Below are 17,611 nucleotides of genomic sequence, written 5' to 3' on the forward strand. Positions count from 1 at the left end.
ACGGGCGAGCGTGTGACCTAGCCGCGGATAATGATGGTGATGGTTCCTGGCGTGGTGGGCTTCCGGGTCGTTGACGTTGGGGAGGCCGGACGCGTGGTCGAGTTAGGAGTCGTGGATTCCTCGGTGGTGCATGCTTCCGTAGTTTCGGTGGTGCTTGCTTCCTTAGTTGGGGTAGGAGAGGTGGAAGTCGAGCTCGGCTCCGATGTCGTCGGCGTGGTGGAGGTTGCCGGTGGCTTCGAGATGTTTGGATCCGTGCGGGTAGGCGAAGGTGCAGTTCGCGTTGGCTCCTTTGCATTACGCGGTTGGGGAGAAGGCTCCTTCGTTGGGGTGGCCGGCGGAAGCGTCGGTACCGGCAGTGGCGCTGGAAGGTTCTGGTCGTCACCAGAAGCATGGCGCGGCGACGTTGGGCGGGAAGGAACGCGTGGGTTTTCCTTGTTGCCCTCGAGCATGGTCTGCGCATCTGGCGCAGCGAGGACGTGTTCGGCGGAATCCCGGGAGCTTTCGTCTGTGTTGGGTTCTGCGGTGGGTTCGACGGCGTCGGAAGTCTGCTTCCGTGTAGCTACAGCACTGCGGTCTTTGGTGCCTTCGCGGGAATCCTCGCGAGACGTGGTGCGTGAGCCAGGCTCTGCCGTGGCTTTTTGGGCGCTGGAAGTGCCGAAAATGTCCCGGTAGGGCGAAAGACCGCGTGGGAAGACTGAGTCCTCATAGGAGCGGCTTTGTGCTTCGGTAGCTTCTTCGCGAGCCTGCTCATCCACGGAAAAGATGGAGGCCGCGAGGTTTGCGCCACCGCCGACGATGATCGCTGCGCTGGCAGCGGCCACGAGTTTTAGTCCGGCACTGCCGCCGACGAGAGGCATGGAGGAGGTCTGCGAAGACATCAGCGCCAGCGACGCCAGCGACAACGGCACGCTTGTCATCAGACTGCTCATCGGCATAAACGACAAGGCGAGGCTTGCCCTCATCCATGCAGTAATAGGCGCGTGCTACGGCGAGCAGGCCACTGTTTTGGTAGCTCGAAACGGTATCGGCCAAACGGTGGGCGTCATCATGGCTAAGCGAGGCGATCTGCACACCATCGACCGCCACGTTGACGCTGCGGCGGCCAAAGAAACGGCGCGCATGCAGGGTGACCAAGAAGTGCTCGGCGGATTCCGGGAAGACGTCCATCTTGGACTGGAACTGAGTGATTGCCGCAGCCGTAGTGCCAGGCAGCATGGCCCAGCGCTCTGCCGGCGGGTTATTGACCGGAACACACAGGCCAGGGGCCGGTAGCTCGACATCGAAAGAAGGCCATTCCTCGCCATCAAACTCCACCATGGTTACGCGTGCGGTAACCAGAGGACGCAAACCTGCATCGATGATCCAATCAAGCTCGGTATAAGCCGCAGCTTCTTCCCGTTCGAGGTAGCCGATGGTGGTGTCTTCGTAGCGGACACGGAAGCCTTCGTCAGAAGAGCCCGTGAGGTTGACCTCCACTGCAGGCTGTTCAGAACCAGATTCTTCCATTAGCTCGACGAGGAAATCTGGGCTTACTTCTTGGATGGGAATTTGATTTACATCGCCAAAACCATGGTTAGGGACCATGTAGTTTGTCGATTTCATCTGTATTCGCTTTCGTAGGGTGCGGGGAAGAAGTTTGGGAGTAGGGATGCGAGCTATAAGGAGACAGACTTAGAGGGTCTGCTGCGCCTAGAGCGCGCTAACCCTCTAAAAGAAACTAAATCCACCCTACCGACTCGTAGCTTTGAACTCAAACGTATAAGCGGCATTTGAGCAGGTCGAAAGGTTGCCGTGCGCTGACTGAGTTGGGCAATGAGCGTGCAATTAAAGGGCAATCAACACTGCGATCAAAACGGCGATGCAAACAATCACGAGGGCGAAGATGAGCCAGCTCTTATTGTTCTTCTTTGTCGGGGTGGAATCCGCTGTGGCCTTTTGCGGGAGCCGGTCGATACGGGACAAGTCTTCATCGGTGATGGCCTTGAAACTGGCGGTCTCAAAAGTGGCCGCAGCAGAGCTTGCGCTACGGGTGTTTTCCGCCAGTAGGCGTTCCTGGCCGGAGCCGTCGCGGGTTTCCTGTTCTATCTGCTTGCCAGCATAAATGTTGAGCACTCGTCCGCCTTGGCGAGGGAAGTGGTAGGCATGGGCGAGCGTGCTTAGCCCCTGCTTGGCATGCTGGACGAGCAGGTCCGGAAGATAGTCCGGGTAGCTATCCAGCGTGCCGATGAATTGTGGGCCAAGATAAGCGCTGATGCGCTGCGGATCGGATTCGGCCGCGCGCAAGGTAACCAGCAGATGGATTCGCCCAAACTGCGGAATGTCGACCTCGTCTGGGATATCCGTGATGCTTATCGCTGGGGCAAAAGAAAGCAGCGCCCACGGGCTGGACGGCGGATTATTCGCGGGCAGGCACAGGCCCGGACGCGGCAGCAACACCGTGGGCTGGGGGCTTTGGCGAAGCGTTACTGCTGGAGTCAGCTGGGCGTCGAAAAGCAGCTCTATCTCTGGGTACTCAGCCGCATCCTGAGGCGCAATCAGACCTACGACGCCGGCGGCGGTCGCCACCTGCCAGGTGCCGTCGGGCTGCCTGGACAAAGTGGCGTTGACCTCTCGCTGTTTTGCTTCCGCAGAAGGCGAATTCTGGGATGCCGATGCGGGGTGCACGGGCAATTCCTGCACCGCGCCGAGCCCCAAGTGGGGGATGGGATAGAGCGATAAAGTCATGCCTCGACTTCTACCACCTTTAGCCCAGCGCGCGGTTGACCGCCGAATTGATGGCGAAAATCGAAGCACGCGTGGTGGAGCCGGCAATGCCAGCGCCCCACACTTTGGTGCCGTTGACGTCGGCGGCAATGTAGCAGGCAGCTTCGGCGTCGTCGCCAGCGCTACGCGATTGCTGTGCGTACTCGATTACCTCGAAATCAATTCCCAACGCTTCGAGGGCATTGGCGTAGGCCGCAATCGGACCGTTGCCGTGGCCGGAAACCACAGACTCCACCTCGTTGTAGATGACTGTCGCGGTGACCTTGGCTTCGGCGTCGTCGCCTACCGCGTTATCGATCTGGAAGCTCTTGTGTGCAAGCGGTGCCTCGCGGTCCAGGAACTCGGTGGCGAAGATATCCCACATGCCCTTGGAACCGACCTCGCCGCCTTCGGCATCCGTGACTTCTTGGACCACGGCGGAAAATTCTGCCTGCATCGCGCGCGGCATATGAATGCCGTGATCGGTCTTCATGATGTAGGCAACGCCGCCCTTGCCAGACTGGGAGTTCACGCGGATAACTGCCTCGTAGTCGCGCCCCACGTCCTTCGGATCGATTGGCAGGTAAGGCACCTCCCATTCGGTCTCGCGCAGCTCTTCCCACGAGACGTCCGTGTTGATGGCGCCGGGGCGTACCTCGTTGGCCAGGGCGTCGAGGCCCTTGTTGATGGCGTCCTGGTGGGAACCGGAAAAAGCGGTAAAGACCAGCTCGCCGCCGTAGGGGTGGCGCTCAGGAACGCGCAGCTGATTGCAGTACTCCACGGTATCGCGGATAGTGGGCAGGTCGCTGAAATCAATTTGTGGATCGACGCCTTGGGTGAGCATGTTCAGGCCCAGCGCCACCAGATCCACATTGCCGGTGCGCTCGCCGTTGCCGAACAGGCAGCCCTCGATGCGGTCCGCGCCCGCCAGATAACCCAGCTCGGCAGCCGCGATGCCGGCACCGCGGTCGTTGTGTGGGTGTAGCGACAGGATGATGCTTTCTCGCTTGGCCAGGTTGCGGTGCATCCATTCGATGGAATCCGCGTAGACGTTCGGCGTAATCATCTCCACCGTGGAAGGCAGGTTGATGATCATTGGGTGCTCGGGCGTGGGCTCCATGATTTCAACCACGGCGTCGCATACCTCTCGGGCAAATTCTAGCTCCGTGCCGGTGAAAGACTCCGGGGAGTATTGCCAGCGCCAGTTCGTGTCGGGGTAGTCCTGGGCTACTTCTTTGATGAGCGCTGCGGCGTCGCAAGCCAGCTTCTTGACTGCAGGGCGGTCTTTGCGGAAGACCACGCGGCGCTGCAGCTTCGAGGTGGAATTGTAGAAGTGCACGATGACGTTCTTGGCGCCCGCGCAGGCCTCAAAGGTGCGCCGGATTAAGTGCTCGCGTGCTTGCACCAGGACCTGGATGGTGACGTCTTCAGGGATCTTGTTCTGCTCGATGATCTCGCGCACGAAGTTGAAGTCGGTCTGAGATGCGGAAGGAAAACCTACCTCGATTTCCTTGTACCCCATCTTGACCAGCAGGTCGAACATGCGGTGCTTGCGCTGCGGGCTCATGGGGTCGATCAGCGCTTGGTTGCCATCGCGCAGATCGACCGCGCACCACTGTGGAGCGCAAGTGATTTTCTTATCCGGCCAGGTGCGGTCCGGCAGCTGAATGTCTTCTACTTCTTGGGCAAAGCTGCGGTAACGGTGGGTGGGCATTGCGGAACCGCGCTGCTTATTCCAGGCGGGCTGGTTCTTGCCAAAGTCGCCGTTAGGGGTAGTGATTTCGCGTGGGGCGGTGATAAAAGAATCGTTGGGAGCCATGATTTGTCCTTGCTGCTTCGTTAAGGAAGCGGATAAAGAGGTACCGTTTAGCCAGCAGCGGCGGGGGTGGGAAGGCGCAGTTTGGATGCGCATCGTGAAAACCCGCGACGGGGGCGCTGGCCGGTGGGTTTGAAAGGCCTAAATCCCGCCGCGGCAAATAAGGAGGAGGCTCTGCCGCATAGTCATGTGAATCACACTAGCGCGCTTCTCACGATGTGGCAAGAGTTCTCACATATTGGGATCTCCTTTTGTTGGGGTGGGAGAATTCCACGCAAATCGAGGTGGGGTCTGAAGCATGCCGATAACATTGCATAACGTGCACGAAGTCAAGAATGCGGCCGGCGCAGAAGTGGCGCATAGCGCGGCCCCTCGTCTCGGTAGGCAAGATTGGATTGCCGCGAGTCTAATTGCTGTGCTGGGCAACCTCCTGCGGATTGGGGTGCTGGCCCTTTTTGCGCAGGCTAACGAAGATAACTTAGGCGGCCTGCTGACCAAATGGGACGCAAAGTACTACACGGAGATTGCCCGTGCTGGTTACTTCGGTGCTGACGTTGCCGCGGACGGAAACGTCAATGAAGTAACGATGGCCTTCTTCCCGGGCTTTCCACTCGTCATAAAGGCGGGCAGCTTCTTTGTTGCGAATGAAGCTGCCGTCGCCATTGTTCTGAACTTCCTCTTCACTTTTCTCATGGCTGCGGGCGTCATGGCCATCGCGCAGCGCATGGGGGCCGGTTTTAAGGCCCGCGCGGTTGCCGCCATCGCCGTGACCAGCGCCCCGATGTCCATCGTGTTCGCCATGCCCTACACGGAGGCGCTCTTCGGCGCGCTGGTGATGTGGATGCTCGTTGCCTTGCTGGATGAAAAGTGGTGGCTGGCCGGCCTTTTAGGCTTTGCGCTTTCCGCAGTGCGGCTCACGTCTATCGACGTCCTCGTGGTCTTTGCCCTCATCGTATTATTCAAGGCCGTCCGCGAGTGGAAGGCCTGGCTGAGCCTCATCTTCGCAGCGATTCCATTGGGTGCTTACCTGACGTGGGCGAATAGCTATCTCGGGCAGGCAGGTGGCTACTTTGGCATCCAAGAAAAACACTGGAACTCCCATTTCGATTTCGGTGCGGCAACGCTCAAGTGGATATGGTCCACGCTTTTGACCTCTGACAACGTGGGCTATCTGCTTTCCGCGCTCGTAATCGTCGGCGCGCCCATCCTGTTGCTCTTGGGCTGGCGGCGCTTGCCAGCGCCGGTTTGGTTTTTCGCCGCCGCGCTCATAGCGAATGTTTTGTTCTCTGATGGCATCATGCATTCGCGCCCACGCCTGCTTTTGCCCGCGGCGGTCTTGTTTATTCCATGGGCAATCAAGCTGGCTAGTTCCGTGATCACCCGCAGCACCGCAGCGCTATGCGGCGCCTATGTTCTCTTCGGTGCGTGGTTTTCGGCGCACATGCTTGCCGTATTCGAGTGGGCTATTTAGGTCTGGATCTGCCGCGTGGAGGAGCCCACTGGGCGGCGCGACAAGATGACCGTGCCTAGGATCATCACGGCTAGAGCTAAGGACATGAGCGTCCAGCCCGCCAGCGAATCAACCTGGAATTGCTCGCCCAAGACCACGTAGCCCAAGCCAAAAGCAACGATGGGCTCCATGATGGTCATAGCTGGCAGGGATTGCTTTAGCGCACCGGCGTGGAAAGAATATTGCTGGAGCACGGTTCCGCCGCCGGCGAGGGCGATTAAGCCCCAAAACTGCCAGGACACCAAGAGCTGGCCAAGGTCCTCGTGGGAGAAGATGTCCACCACGGACTTAGATAGCAGCGCCACATAGCCGTAGAGGATGCCGCAGGAAGTTCCCAAGGCCAAGGCGCGCCGGGCGGGGAAGCGCCACGCTAGGAAGCAGAGCAGCGCCAAGCCCAGTGCGCCGCACAGCAGCGGCGGCCACCATTGCGAAAGGGAGGGGCGCGGATCGCCGGCAACGGGGCGGCCGTAGACCACCAAGATGCCCACTGCGATGGTCAGCGCGCTGCACCAGAAGATTTCATGAAAAGACAGCGGCCGCTTGGAGTACCAGGCAGAAAGCGGCAAGGTGAACATCAGCGAGAGCACCAAGATGGGCTGAACTACCAGCAGGGTGCCAAAGCCTAGGGCGACAATCTGCAGGCCATAAGCCACAATGGCGGCAAGTGTGCCGACCCACCACACGGGATTGCGCATCGCGGTGCGCATGACCGAGCCGGAGGCTTCAAGTGCGATCCGGTGACGGACTACCGTGCCCCAAGCCACGGTGAGCGCGGAGGCTAGGGCAAAGAAAACCGCCAAGAGATTGCTGAACACCCCCACCACCGTAGTAGGTAGTCGCCCTTTTTAACGAATACTGCTCACGGGTGAAAATAAATGTTTCAAAGTCGTTCAGTTCGCCTCTTTTGGTGCGGTGAATAAAAACACTTTGATCCCCTTCACATATTGTGAAAGGAAGTACCTCGTCGGGGTAGCATGGACAACTGACTAATGCACGACAGGTATAGCGGGGCTTATCGGGCCTGTGGCTATAGACTGTCGCGGGAAGCGCACAGTGAAAGGTGGATATCCCAACGTGGCCTTAATCGTTCAAAAATACGGAGGTTCCTCCCTCGAAACCGCGGATCGCATCCGCGCCGTCGCCGAGCGCATTGTGGCTACCAAGAAGGCGGGCAACGACGTGGTTGTTGTCTGCTCCGCCATGGGGGACACCACCGATGAACTCCTCGACCTTGCTGCCCAGGTCAACCCAGTGCCACCGCAGCGTGAAATGGACATGCTGCTTACCGCCGGCGAGCGCATTTCTAACTCCCTGGTTGCTATGGCCGTGGAATCCTTCGGCGCCGAGGCGCAGTCCTTCACTGGCTCTCAGGCAGGCGTGCTTACCACGGAGCGCCACGGCAACGCGCGCATCGTGGACGTCACGCCGGGCCGCATCACCGAGGCCCTGGACCAAGGCAAGATCTGCATCGTCGCTGGTTTCCAGGGCGTTAATAAGGAAAGCCGCGACGTCACCACCTTGGGCCGCGGCGGTTCCGACACCACTGCGGTAGCCCTTGCCGCTGCGCTGCACGCCGATGTTTGCGAGATCTATTCCGACGTCGACGGTGTCTACACCGCAGACCCACGCATCGTGCCGAACGCGCAGAAGCTCGAGAAGCTCTCCTTCGAGGAGATGCTGGAGATGGCAGCCGTCGGCTGCAAGATTCTGGTTCTGCGTAGTGTGGAATACGCCCGCGCATTCGATCTGCCCCTGCGAGTTCGCTCGTCTTATTCAAACGACCCCGGCACTTTGGTGGCCGGTTCAATGGAGGATATCCCTGTGGAAGAAGCAGTACTGACTGGTATCGCGACCGATACCTCTGAAGCAAAGGTCACCGTTCTGGGCATTCCGGATCGTCCAGGGGAGGCCGCCAAGATCTTCCGCGCCATCGCGGAGGCGGAGATCAACATCGATATGGTCCTGCAAAACGTCTCCTCCTTGGAATCCGGAACCACCGACATCACCTTCACCTGCCCGCGCGCGGATGGCCCGCGTGCCATGGAGATTTTGACCAAGCTCAAGAATGAGGGCCACTGGGCAAACGTGCTTTACGACGACCAGGTGGGCAAGGTTTCCTTGGTCGGTGCCGGAATGAAGTCGCACCCAGGGGTCACCGCAGACTTCACCGAGGCGCTTCGCGACGCCGAGGTAAACATGGAGCTCATCTCCACTTCGGAGATCCGCATCTCCGTGCTGGTGCGAGAGCTGGAACTGAACAAGGCAGCCATTGCGCTCCACGAGCGCTTCCAGCTCGGGGGCGAGGAAGAAGCTACCGTTTACGCTGGCACGGGCCGTTAATTTAGGAAGAAGGAATTTTTCATGACCACCGTTGCAGTTGTTGGTGCTACCGGCCAGGTGGGACGCGTCATGCGTTCCATCTTGGAGGAGCGGGATTTCCCAGCTGACAAGGTTCGTTTCTTTGCCTCGCCGCGTTCTGCTGGCCAGGAACTGGTGTTCCGTGGCGAGAAGGTTGTGGTTGAGGATCTCTCGCAGGTAACCGAGGAATCCGTCGCTGACGTCGACATTGCTTTGTTCTCTGCCGGCGGCGCTACTTCGCTCGATTGGGCCCCGGTCTTTGCCGCTGCAGGCGCAATCGTGGTGGATAATTCCTCCGCATACCGCAAGGACCCCGAAGTTCCGCTCATTGTCTCTGAGGTAAACCCCGAGCAGGCAAAGAACCTGCCGAAGGGCATCATTGCTAATCCGAATTGCACCACCATGGCCGCAATGCCGGTTCTTAAGGTCTTGCACGATGCTGCCGGCCTGAACCGTTTGCACGTGTCTTCTTATCAGGCAGTTTCTGGCTCTGGCTTGGCTGGTGTTGAGGCCTTGACCAAGCAGGCCGCCGAGATTGGAGATCGCAACGTAGAGCTTGTCCATGATGGCTCCGTTCTCGAGGTCTCTGAGGAAGAGCTTGGCCCATACGTTGCGCCGATTGCTTTCAACGCGCTGCCTTTCGCTGGCAACTTGGTTGATGATGGCTCCGAGGAAACCGATGAGGAGCAGAAGCTGCGCAACGAGTCGCGCAAGATCCTGGGTATTCCTGAGCTTAAGGTTGCTGGCACCTGCGTGCGCATCCCGGTATTTACCGGCCACACCCTGACGATGCATGCGGAGTTCGACAAGGCAATCACTCCGGACGAGGCACGCCGCCTGCTTGGCGACGCCCCCGGTGTCAAGGTCGTCGACGTTCCGACCCCGCTTGCTGCCGCAGGCGTGGACGAGTCCTTGGTGGGCCGTATCCGCCAGGATCAGTCCGTTGATGACAACAAGGGCCTCGTGCTGGTTGTTTCCGGCGATAATCTGCGCAAGGGCGCAGCTTTGAACACGATTCAGATTGCTGAGTTGTTGGTCTAGCGCGCGGACCCAAAACAAAGCCATAAAACACAGAAAGGAGCTTGTACATCCAATAAACGGATGTACAAGCTCCTTTTTAGCTATCTACTTCGGATTCTTACTTTGGTACTTCCGGCTTGGTGTGCTCGACGAAGACCACGGAAGGATCTGGGTCCTCGCGGTCATACTCGAGTTCTTCGTCTGCTTCGAGATCTTCGTGGATTTCTTCTTCGACGGTATCGACAAACTCCGCAGTTTCCATGTTGGAGGCCGTGGCCAAGGTGCGCAGTTCCTTCTCATTCTTCTTGGTAAAGTGCTCGCGCGGATCAAGGCGACGCTGCACCAGCGTACGAGCACGCGTACGGCGGTCTGATTCCTTTACCATCTTGCCGCGATTCTTAACCCAGCCAAAGAGCATGATAGCGATGACCACCAAGCCGCCGTAGCCAAGAATTGGATAAATCAGTCCGACGAGGTCCTTGAAATCAGCGAAGGACAACGCAAAGCCAAAGAGGCAGGTGATGAGATAGACGGGGTAAAAGCGCTTCTCATGGCCGCGCGTCAGGCGTTTAGCCAGCGCGTAGAACATGCCCACTGCGGTGTTGAAGATCATGCCGTAAATGACAAAAGTCATTCCGTAACCCAGCGCTGGGTGGATGGTGTTAATCAATGCTAGGACAGGCATTGCCTGGCCATTTACCTGCGGTGCGGCAAAGAATAGGGCGCAGACCAGCAACGCCAGCATGAACAGGAAAATAGCGCCACCAATAACACCGCCTAGGCCGACGGTCTTGTTATCCAAGAAGTTTCCGCCAATCACAATGGCCATGGAAACGGTGCAAATAGCGGTTAGGCCAGTGTAATTAAGCGAGGCGATCCAAGGATTAGCGATTGCCGGATCAACGTTGTGGATGGCGTAGTTGTTTGCTTCCTCAAAGGTCGCTTGGTTCGTCACCAAAGTGTAGATAGTGACGAAGCCGATGAAGGCGATGATAAAAGGCGTGATAAAGCCCAAGACAGCGGTGACTTTATCGACGTCGAGAAGCCCCGTGATGAGCACCAGCACCAGCATGATCAAGGAGCCCACCCACGTTGGGAGGGAAGGGAATTGCTGGGCGAGGTTGGCGCCGCCGCCGGCGAACATGACAAAGCCCACCGCAAAAAGCGTGATGATGGTGGCCCAGTCGAGGATCTTCGAGGTGATAGGCGCGGTGATTTGGGAGTAAACAGCGGTATGCTCCGAAGCCTGGAAATAGGATCCAAGCTGTAGGAAAGCGATGCCTGCGACGACCATGAGGGCGGCGGCCAATACCATGCCCCACAATCCGAGCGTGCCGAAGGATACAAAATATTGCATGGCTTCCTGGCCGGAGGCAAAGCCAGCGCCGACCATAACGCCAATAAAGGCCATGGAGATGGCTACTGCGCGTTTAAACATAAGATGTGGGGAGTCTCGCTATCTCACACGCGCCGGGAGGGTAAGTCCGCGCTCATCATTTTGCAGGCTGTGCTTTTGTGTGCGGGGCGTTTGCTGCCATGGTGGCGCAAGACCGGTTCGACGTTCGATTTATCACGTGTGCGTTGTAAAACATTAGGCGTATGAGCTGGGTTAGGCCAACTCATACGCCTTGGAAAGGTCTGCTTAAGCAGGAAGGGGAGAGAGCTTTGTATTAGTCTCGTGGAACTTCTGGCTTGGTGTGCTCGACGAAGACAACTGAAGGATCAGGATCTTCACGGTCGTACTCGAGCTCGTCATCTGCCTCGAGCTCCTCGTGGATTTCTTCGGCAACGGTGTCCTCAAACTCGTCGGTCTTCATATTGGAAGCGGCCGCGAGCTTTGCGAGCTCCTTCTGGTTCTTCTTGGTGAAGTGCTCGCGCGGGTCGAGCTTGCGCTGGACCAGGGTGCGAGCACGCACTCGACGTTTGCTTTCGGAAGTAATTTTGTCGCGCTTTATAACCCAGTTGAAGACCATAACGGCAATCATCAGCAGGCCAAGGTAGCCCAAGATTGGGTAGATGTTGCTGACCAAAGACTTGAAACCGACGAAGGAAAGAATGAAACCGATGATGCAGGAAGCGGCATAGACTGGGTAGAAAAGCTTCGGCTTCTTACGGGTCAGGCGCTTGCCCAGCGCGTAGAACATGCCCACTGCGGTGTTAAAGACCATGCCGTAAATGACAATCGTCATCACATAGCCCAGAGACGGGTGAATGGTGTTGATGAGCTCTAGAACCGGCAGATCTTTTGCATGCACGGTCGGTGCCACCATGAATAGGGAGGCCACGAGCAGTGTCAGCAGAAGCAGGTAGATAAAGCCGCCGATGAGGCCACCGATGCCCACTGCACGATTGTCGAGGATGTTGCCGCCGATGACGATAGACATGGATACCGCGCACATGACGTTCAGGCCGGTGTAGTTCAGGGCGGCGAGCCACCAGTTGCCCAGCGTGGTGTCAACGTTATTCGTGGCGAATTCGTTGAGGTGGCTCCAATCAACGTCGGCGGTGGCGATGGTATAGCCGGTGGCCAAGACGATAAAGATGATGATGAATGGAGTAATGGTGCCGATGACTGCGGTGACGCGGTCAACGTCGAGCAGGCCGACGAGCAGGACGAGCACCAACATCAGCGTTGCACCTACCCAAATCTTTATGTCTGGGAATTGCTGCGTGATGGTGGATCCGCCACCGGCGAACATCACGAAGCCGATGGAAAAGAGCGTGGCAATCGTGGACCAGTCCAAGATCTTGGAGGTAATTGGTCCGGAAATTTTGTCGTACACCGCCGTGTGCTCTGTGGCCTGGAAATAAGATCCCAGCTGCAAAATTGAAATGCCGGTGATGATCATCAACCCGGCAGCCAGCGCTACGCCCCAGAAACCAGTGGTTCCGAAGGCTACGAAGTACTGCATAGCTTCCTGGCCCGAGGCAAAGCCCGCGCCGACAACAACACCGATAAACGCCATGGAGATAGCCAATGCGCGTTTCATCATGAGGAGATTTCTCGCATTCTCACACGCGCCGGGCAAAAAGAAATGCGCGCATTTTTGTAGCGCGCTGGCCCGGGTCGACCTTCGATTTGTCACGTGTGTTTTTAAGCCATGCTACTTTTCTTTAATGCCTTTCATCCAGACAATTTTCTAAAAGTGCACAGAAATTTCGCGAAAACTTCTTGGGTTCCAGCGCTAAAATCGCAGCTAATTGTACCGAAAGTGAAGCCTGGTAAATAGTAGGTAACGATTCGCGCTAATGATTCCTGGCTAGGCTCCTGTACCTTCGATGAGGTCTTTGCGGGCGCGGGCAACGCGGGAACGAATCGTGCCGATGCGTACGCCAGCGATTTTGGCTGCTTCTTCGTAGGAATAGCCCAGTACTTGGGTGAGGATGAGGGCTTCGCGGCGGTCTGCGGGCAGGGCGTCGATTAGCGTGCGGGCGTCGATCCAATCGCTCCACGCTCCGGAGTTCTCGGTCGAAGGCGTCTGTGCCGCTGCGTCTTCATATTCCGTTGCAGCCTTTCGCGGGCGCGCCATGTCGTGGCGAATGTTGTCCACCCATACGCGGCGCGCGAGGGAAAGCAACCAGGTGCGTGCTGAGGAGCGCGCGGCGAAGCGGGGGAGCGCGCTGATGACTCGTAGGTACGTCTCTTGGGTGAGATCGTCTGCGATTTCCGCGCCGCCTAGGTGCGCGAGAAGACGCCACACATCATCCTGAGTGGACTTAATAAACTCCGTGAGAGCTGCGCGATCGCCGCGGCCGGCCTTGAGCGCAAGGTCAGTGACGCGGGCGTCGTCATGCTCGGAGTGGTGTTTCACCAAAATGAACTTACCAGGATGAACGCTAAATTAGATTTCCCTGGCAGAACTTATTAATTCGCTGATTTTTGTTGCGAGGGCCTATTAAGCGGGGTAGGTTATTGCTTGTCCGTGATTGATAATCCACCCCAAATTATCAACAATTTTATTGACTAGTTCCCGCTAGTTTTCTTAGGAGGCTTTCCATGACTAACTCTGAAGCTGACAAGGTCCTCGACAAAGGCCAGCGCCCCGCAGGCGGCCCAAATACCACCAGCCCTTCCGGTCAGCCGGTTGCTACCGAGAATACCAGCATTACCGCAGGTCAGAACGGCCCAGTTGTTCTCAATGACATTCACCTGATTGAGAAGCTTGCGCACTTCAATCGCGAGCGCGTGCCAGAGCGCACCCCGCACGCAAAGGGCCATGGCGCCTTTGGCGAGCTGCACATCACCAACGATGTCTCGCGCTACACCAAGGCGAAGCTCTTTCAACCAAACACTGTCACCCCAATGATGGGCCGTTTCTCCACCGTTGCTGGCGAGCAGGGATCTCCGGATACCTGGCGCGATGTGCACGGCTTCGCACTGCGTTTCTATACCGAGGATGGCAACTACGACATCGTCGGCAACAACACCCCGGTCTTCTTCCTGCGTGACGGCATGAAGTTCCCTGACTTCATTCACTCCCAGAAGCGTCTCGGCGTCAACGGCCTGCGTGACGCGGATATGCAGTGGGACTTCTGGACCCGCAACCCAGAGTCCACCCACCAGGTCACCTACTTGATGGGTGACCGCGGTACCCCGAAGACCACCCGCCACCAGAACGGCTACGGCTCCCATACCTTCCAGTGGGTCAACGAAGAAGGCGAGGCCTTCTGGGTGAAGTACCACTTCAAGTCTCGCCAGGGTGTTGAGAACTTCACTGATGCTGAGGCAGGTGAGATGGCAGGCAAGAACGCCGACTATCACCGCGAGGATCTCTACAACGCCATCGAAGAAGGCGACTACCCAATCTGGGACGTCAAGGTTCAGATCATGCCGCTTGCTGAAGCAGCTGAATACCGCTTCAACCCGTTCGACCTCACCAAGGTTTGGTCCAAGAAGGACTACCCACTGGTTGATGTCGGATACTTTGTGCTCAACCGCAACCCACGCAACTTCTTCGCGCAGATCGAGCAGGTTGCTTTGGATCCTTCCAACCTAGTCCCAGGCATCGGCCTTTCTCCGGACAAGATGCTGCAAGCTCGTGTCTTTGCTTATGCTGACCAGCAGCGTTACCGCATTGGGCCGAACTACAAGCAGCTGCCAGTTAACCAGCCACTGAATGCGGACAAGGTCAACACCTACGAGCACGAGGGAAGCATGCAGTTCCTCTTCAATGCTCCTGAGGATCCGGTTTACTCCCCGAACCGCCACGCAAAGGGCGGCGGCTACCTCGACGGTGACGTCAACGACCGTAGCCAGCTAGAGACCACCACCGCTCCGGATCTCTACGTCAACCCGGACCCAGCAGGTTTGGACTTGGTTCGCGCACCGTATGTCCGCCACGCTGAGGATTCCGATACCGCGCAGGCAACCGACCTGTACGAGAACGTCTACAACGACGAGGAGAAGGAGCGCATGGCGGACAACATTACCAACGCCATGGCTGGTGTTTCCTCCGAGACCGAGGAGCGCATCTACGCTTACTGGGGCGCAGTTTCCCCACGCCTAGAAAAGCGCGTTCGCGAGCTCTTCGCAGAGAAGAACTAGCACGTACTACAACCTCTTAATCACAGGCCTGAGCGTCCGCTGCCATAGCGTCGCTCAGGCCTCGTGCTTTCATGCCTTCGACGTCATAGCAGGGGCCCTGCATGCCGCTACTAGTGGTGCCGATGTGAGGTTCACCCTTCCACTTTTGGCCATCCCAATAAGCCCAGGCGAACCAATCGGTATTGCGCTGGGCAATGTATGCCCACGAACCGTCACAATCGATAACAGTCATGTTGCTCATCGAGGTGTTGGCCTGCTGAAGTGCATCGACTGAGCAGCTGCCTTTGCTTTGCGCCTGTGGCGTATCTGGCGCTGGCTGCTCCGGCTCGACCGTGGCGGTGACGGTCTTGGTTGTCGGGGCGGGCTGATCTTCGGCCTTGCTGCTGGTGGTGGTTGGGGTCTCACTAGTGGCGGTTTCTTTTGCGGCCGCGTTGGATTCGGCTGCTGCGAACTGCGGCTCGCTATCTGCAGTGTCTTTGGGGGAGCAGGCGGTGAGTGGAAGAAGTGCGGCTAGGGGGAGAATCAGTAGGGAACGTTTCATGGGCTAAATCCTATGATCAGTTGGTTGGAAGTTTTGGGATTTCTGTATCTTTGCCCCGACTTAAAACGGCGCGCCTGCGTTGTTTGCGGTGGTGGGAGCGATATTTTTTAAAGGATGAACTCCCGCCTTGCTGATTTGCCGTCCCGTCCCTCGCGCCTGCGTGGCGCACTTCTGTGCTTGCTGGTGGTTCTGCCCTTGGTGGTAGGTGCCATTGTGACAGGCGTGACGGGGTGGGATGCCTCACGTGCGTGGTCGAGTGAGGGAACCGGTGCGCCGACAGAAGGTCAAGCAGGTGCGGCGTCGTTAAGCGAGGCGGCGCGTGCCGCAAGCCAGGCGCAGGCCCAGGCTGGCTTTTTGAAGTCGGGAACCCAGCAGCTTTCCACCGGCACGGGCAAGCTGAAGGATGGTGCTGGTGAGCTGGGCGGTGGCGTCGACAAGCTCAGCGCCGGATCGCAGGAGCTTTACGACGGCCTGATTCAGCTGCAGTCCGGCACCAACCAGCTGGGCAATGGTGCAACTGAGGTGGCAAACGGCGTGGGTAACGCAGTGGATCAAATTACAGGTCTTACCGTGGTGCAGGGCCAGCTGCTGGCCGCCATCGACGGCACGCTGAAGGACCTTGAGGGAAATAATTCCCCCGAGGCGCGCAACATCAAGTCGCAGCTCGGGGACCTGCGCAATCAAGTCAATAATTTTCAGATTGACCAGAATCTAACTAATCAACTTAAGCGCTTGAAGGATGGCTCACGGGAGCTTTCCAATCAGCTCGCGGTTAACGGCTATGCCTATCACGATGGCGTGTATAAGGCAGCGGATGGCGCCAAGCGTTTGAACGATGGCACCAAGGAGCTTAATTCCAAGGTTGATGAGGCTCTCGGCGGCATCGACAAGCTGGACAAAGGTGCCAAGCGTGTTGACGGCATGGCGAAGCAGAACCAAACCAAGGTGCAGGATGTGCAGCGTGCGTTGCCGGCTGCCGCGGATGGTCAGGGTGCGGAAGTAAAGATGCTGAGCCCCATCGTGGCGCTGCTTATCGCGGCGATGGTCTCGCTCGGTGGAACTGCCCTGGGCGCTTATGTGGTGCGTTCGCGGAAGCCTTGGCTGAGCCTTCTTGCTGGTGTAGTTGTGCTGACTGCCGCGGCTGAGATTGTCTTTATGATTCTGGCTACCGGCGTTGATGGCATGGCTGCGGGGCTGGCTGCTGCCATGGCTGCGGCGACCGCGCTGGGAAGCGCTGGTCTTACGGCAGTGGTGCTGCACTACTTCCCGAAGATCGGCGCCGGTGTAGTCATTGTCCTTGGTTTGCTGCAACTTGCTGCGGTGGGCTGGTTCTGGAAGTCTGCAACTGCCGCCACCGCTGTGGCCGGGGTGTGGAAGACCGTGATGGGCTTGCTGCCAATGCACTGGTCAACGGTTGGCTTTACGGTTGCCGGTAACTCGGGGCAGCTGAGCCTCGCGTGGATCGGGCTTGGCATCCTTGTAGCAGTTGGAATTTTTTCGATAGGTATTATGAAGCGCGGCTTTTCGGCGAAACGAAAAGGCTAAGACGCTAAATGTACTGACTAATTGGTTTTTCTAAAATTAGACCAAACATGCAATTTTGTGATTCCTTCTGTGGAAACTTTTGATTGGTTACCGTTTTGTTTCCAATCGGTGCTAGAGTGAATTTTGCTCACAATGCCTACTTAGGGGGTAGGCAAACGGTTTCTCCAATCCGTTGTGAGTGATAGGGAATAGGGGCGACGCGGCTGCTGTAGGGGCGCCGCGTCGTTTCCCGTTTTGGCCCTTATACAGGAAGAACCGGCAATGTATAAGCAAACGCCTGATACCTGGTTCCAAGAATTCGCAGGCCGAGATATTTCCGGAAAAGACTTCTCCGGCTACGACCTGACCGGAATAAATCTGGAAGCAAGTATCTGCCGCGGCTGTTCTTTTCGCGGCGCGATGCTCGCCTGGGCCATCCTCCACAACGCGTACATGAAGCCAGTAATCGCCTCGTCAGAGCAGCTCGCGCATTGCGAAGGATTTGAAGCGGATGCTTCGGAGGCTGTGGGGATGTCTCTGTAGAGCTCTCCGCTG

14 protein-coding genes are annotated in these 17,611 nt (G+C 57.7%); 6 read left to right on the forward strand and 8 right to left on the reverse strand.

Annotated features, from left to right (window positions below; genetic code table 11):
• Positions 1-17 precede the first annotated feature (17 nt).
• From HMPREF3158_RS05050 to leuA, 3 genes are all read right to left on the reverse strand, one after another.
• Positions 18-878, reverse strand: coding sequence for a hypothetical protein (locus tag HMPREF3158_RS05050; RefSeq protein WP_168161746.1), 861 nt, complete (start codon positions 876-878; stop codon positions 18-20).
• A gap of 946 nt (positions 879-1,824) precedes the next feature.
• Entirely contained in the window at positions 1,825-2,724 is a 900-nt protein-coding gene (locus HMPREF3158_RS05060) for a hypothetical protein (protein WP_070432791.1), read from the reverse strand.
• Positions 2,725-2,743: 19 nt separating this feature from the next.
• A complete protein-coding gene (gene leuA, locus HMPREF3158_RS05065; RefSeq protein WP_070497553.1) occupies positions 2,744-4,561 on the reverse strand; it encodes a 2-isopropylmalate synthase in 1,818 nt (605 codons plus the stop codon).
• A gap of 316 nt (positions 4,562-4,877) precedes the next feature.
• Here leuA and HMPREF3158_RS05070 point away from each other — a divergent pair, with 316 nt between their 5' ends.
• Positions 4,878-6,029 (forward strand): hypothetical protein, encoded by a 1,152-nt coding sequence (locus HMPREF3158_RS05070; RefSeq protein ID WP_246816184.1) that lies wholly within the window; start codon positions 4,878-4,880, stop codon positions 6,027-6,029.
• Here the strand turns inward: HMPREF3158_RS05070 and HMPREF3158_RS05075 are convergent.
• Complete coding sequence (locus HMPREF3158_RS05075; RefSeq protein WP_070497555.1) at positions 6,026-6,883, reverse strand: DMT family transporter; 858 nt, start codon at positions 6,881-6,883, stop codon at positions 6,026-6,028. The two genes, HMPREF3158_RS05070 and HMPREF3158_RS05075, sit on opposite strands and share 4 nt — an antisense overlap.
• 259 nt (positions 6,884-7,142) lie before the next feature.
• On the opposite strand from HMPREF3158_RS05075, the gene HMPREF3158_RS05080 reads away from it, so the two are divergent.
• Both HMPREF3158_RS05080 and HMPREF3158_RS05085 read left to right on the forward strand, forming a co-directional pair.
• Entirely contained in the window at positions 7,143-8,408 is a 1,266-nt protein-coding gene (locus HMPREF3158_RS05080) for an aspartate kinase (RefSeq protein WP_070497557.1), read from the forward strand.
• 21 nt (positions 8,409-8,429) lie between these two features.
• Positions 8,430-9,467 carry an aspartate-semialdehyde dehydrogenase gene (locus HMPREF3158_RS05085; protein WP_070497558.1) on the forward strand — a complete coding sequence of 346 codons (1,038 nt, stop codon included), beginning with the start codon at positions 8,430-8,432 and terminating at the stop codon, positions 9,465-9,467.
• A gap of 97 nt (positions 9,468-9,564) precedes the next feature.
• Here HMPREF3158_RS05085 and HMPREF3158_RS05090 read toward each other — a convergent pair whose 3' ends face one another.
• From HMPREF3158_RS05090 to HMPREF3158_RS05100, 3 genes are all read right to left on the reverse strand, one after another.
• Positions 9,565-10,884, reverse strand: coding sequence for a YkvI family membrane protein (locus HMPREF3158_RS05090; protein ID WP_062036182.1), 1,320 nt, complete (start codon positions 10,882-10,884; stop codon positions 9,565-9,567).
• A gap of 232 nt (positions 10,885-11,116) precedes the next feature.
• Positions 11,117-12,439, reverse strand: coding sequence for a YkvI family membrane protein (locus HMPREF3158_RS05095; RefSeq protein ID WP_062036180.1), 1,323 nt, complete (start codon positions 12,437-12,439; stop codon positions 11,117-11,119).
• A gap of 267 nt (positions 12,440-12,706) precedes the next feature.
• Complete coding sequence (locus tag HMPREF3158_RS05100) at positions 12,707-13,258, reverse strand: RNA polymerase sigma factor (protein ID WP_062036178.1); 552 nt, start codon at positions 13,256-13,258, stop codon at positions 12,707-12,709.
• 185 nt (positions 13,259-13,443) lie between these two features.
• Between HMPREF3158_RS05100 and HMPREF3158_RS05105 the strand changes: the two genes are divergently transcribed.
• Positions 13,444-14,991 (forward strand): catalase, encoded by a 1,548-nt coding sequence (locus HMPREF3158_RS05105; protein ID WP_062036176.1) that lies wholly within the window; start codon positions 13,444-13,446, stop codon positions 14,989-14,991.
• 16 nt (positions 14,992-15,007) lie between these two features.
• On the opposite strand, the gene HMPREF3158_RS05110 is transcribed toward HMPREF3158_RS05105, so the two are convergent.
• The gene (locus HMPREF3158_RS05110) at positions 15,008-15,532 is read right to left on the reverse strand and encodes a hypothetical protein (protein ID WP_062036174.1); all 525 of its coding nucleotides are present in this window, start codon (positions 15,530-15,532) and stop codon (positions 15,008-15,010) included.
• A 114-nt stretch (positions 15,533-15,646) separates the two neighbouring features.
• Here HMPREF3158_RS05110 and HMPREF3158_RS05115 point away from each other — a divergent pair, with 114 nt between their 5' ends.
• Complete coding sequence (locus tag HMPREF3158_RS05115) at positions 15,647-17,077, forward strand: YhgE/Pip domain-containing protein (protein ID WP_062036172.1); 1,431 nt, start codon at positions 15,647-15,649, stop codon at positions 17,075-17,077.
• 261 nt (positions 17,078-17,338) lie between these two features.
• The gene (locus tag HMPREF3158_RS05120; protein WP_070497559.1) at positions 17,339-17,599 is read left to right on the forward strand and encodes a pentapeptide repeat-containing protein; all 261 of its coding nucleotides are present in this window, start codon (positions 17,339-17,341) and stop codon (positions 17,597-17,599) included.
• Positions 17,600-17,611 lie beyond the last annotated feature (12 nt).

The organism is Corynebacterium sp. HMSC06G04 (assembly GCF_001807365.1).
Lineage (GTDB): Bacteria > Actinomycetota > Actinomycetes > Mycobacteriales > Mycobacteriaceae > Corynebacterium > Corynebacterium simulans.

Coding starts and splice junctions, on each gene's coding strand:
- HMPREF3158_RS05050 (WP_168161746.1), bottom strand. CDS start 878: ATGTCTTCGCAGACCTCCTCCATGCCTCTCGTCGGCGGCAGTGCCGGA.
- HMPREF3158_RS05060 (WP_070432791.1), bottom strand. CDS start 2,724: ATGACTTTATCGCTCTATCCCATCCCCCACTTGGGGCTCGGCGCGGTG.
- leuA (WP_070497553.1), bottom strand. CDS start 4,561: ATGGCTCCCAACGATTCTTTTATCACCGCCCCACGCGAAATCACTACC.
- HMPREF3158_RS05085 (WP_070497558.1), top strand. CDS start 8,430: ATGACCACCGTTGCAGTTGTTGGTGCTACCGGCCAGGTGGGACGCGTC.
- HMPREF3158_RS05090 (WP_062036182.1), bottom strand. CDS start 10,884: ATGTTTAAACGCGCAGTAGCCATCTCCATGGCCTTTATTGGCGTTATG.
- HMPREF3158_RS05095 (WP_062036180.1), bottom strand. CDS start 12,439: ATGATGAAACGCGCATTGGCTATCTCCATGGCGTTTATCGGTGTTGTT.
- HMPREF3158_RS05105 (WP_062036176.1), top strand. CDS start 13,444: ATGACTAACTCTGAAGCTGACAAGGTCCTCGACAAAGGCCAGCGCCCC.
- HMPREF3158_RS05110 (WP_062036174.1), bottom strand. CDS start 15,532: ATGAAACGTTCCCTACTGATTCTCCCCCTAGCCGCACTTCTTCCACTC.
- HMPREF3158_RS05115 (WP_062036172.1), top strand. CDS start 15,647: ATGAACTCCCGCCTTGCTGATTTGCCGTCCCGTCCCTCGCGCCTGCGT.
- HMPREF3158_RS05120 (WP_070497559.1), top strand. CDS start 17,339: ATGTATAAGCAAACGCCTGATACCTGGTTCCAAGAATTCGCAGGCCGA.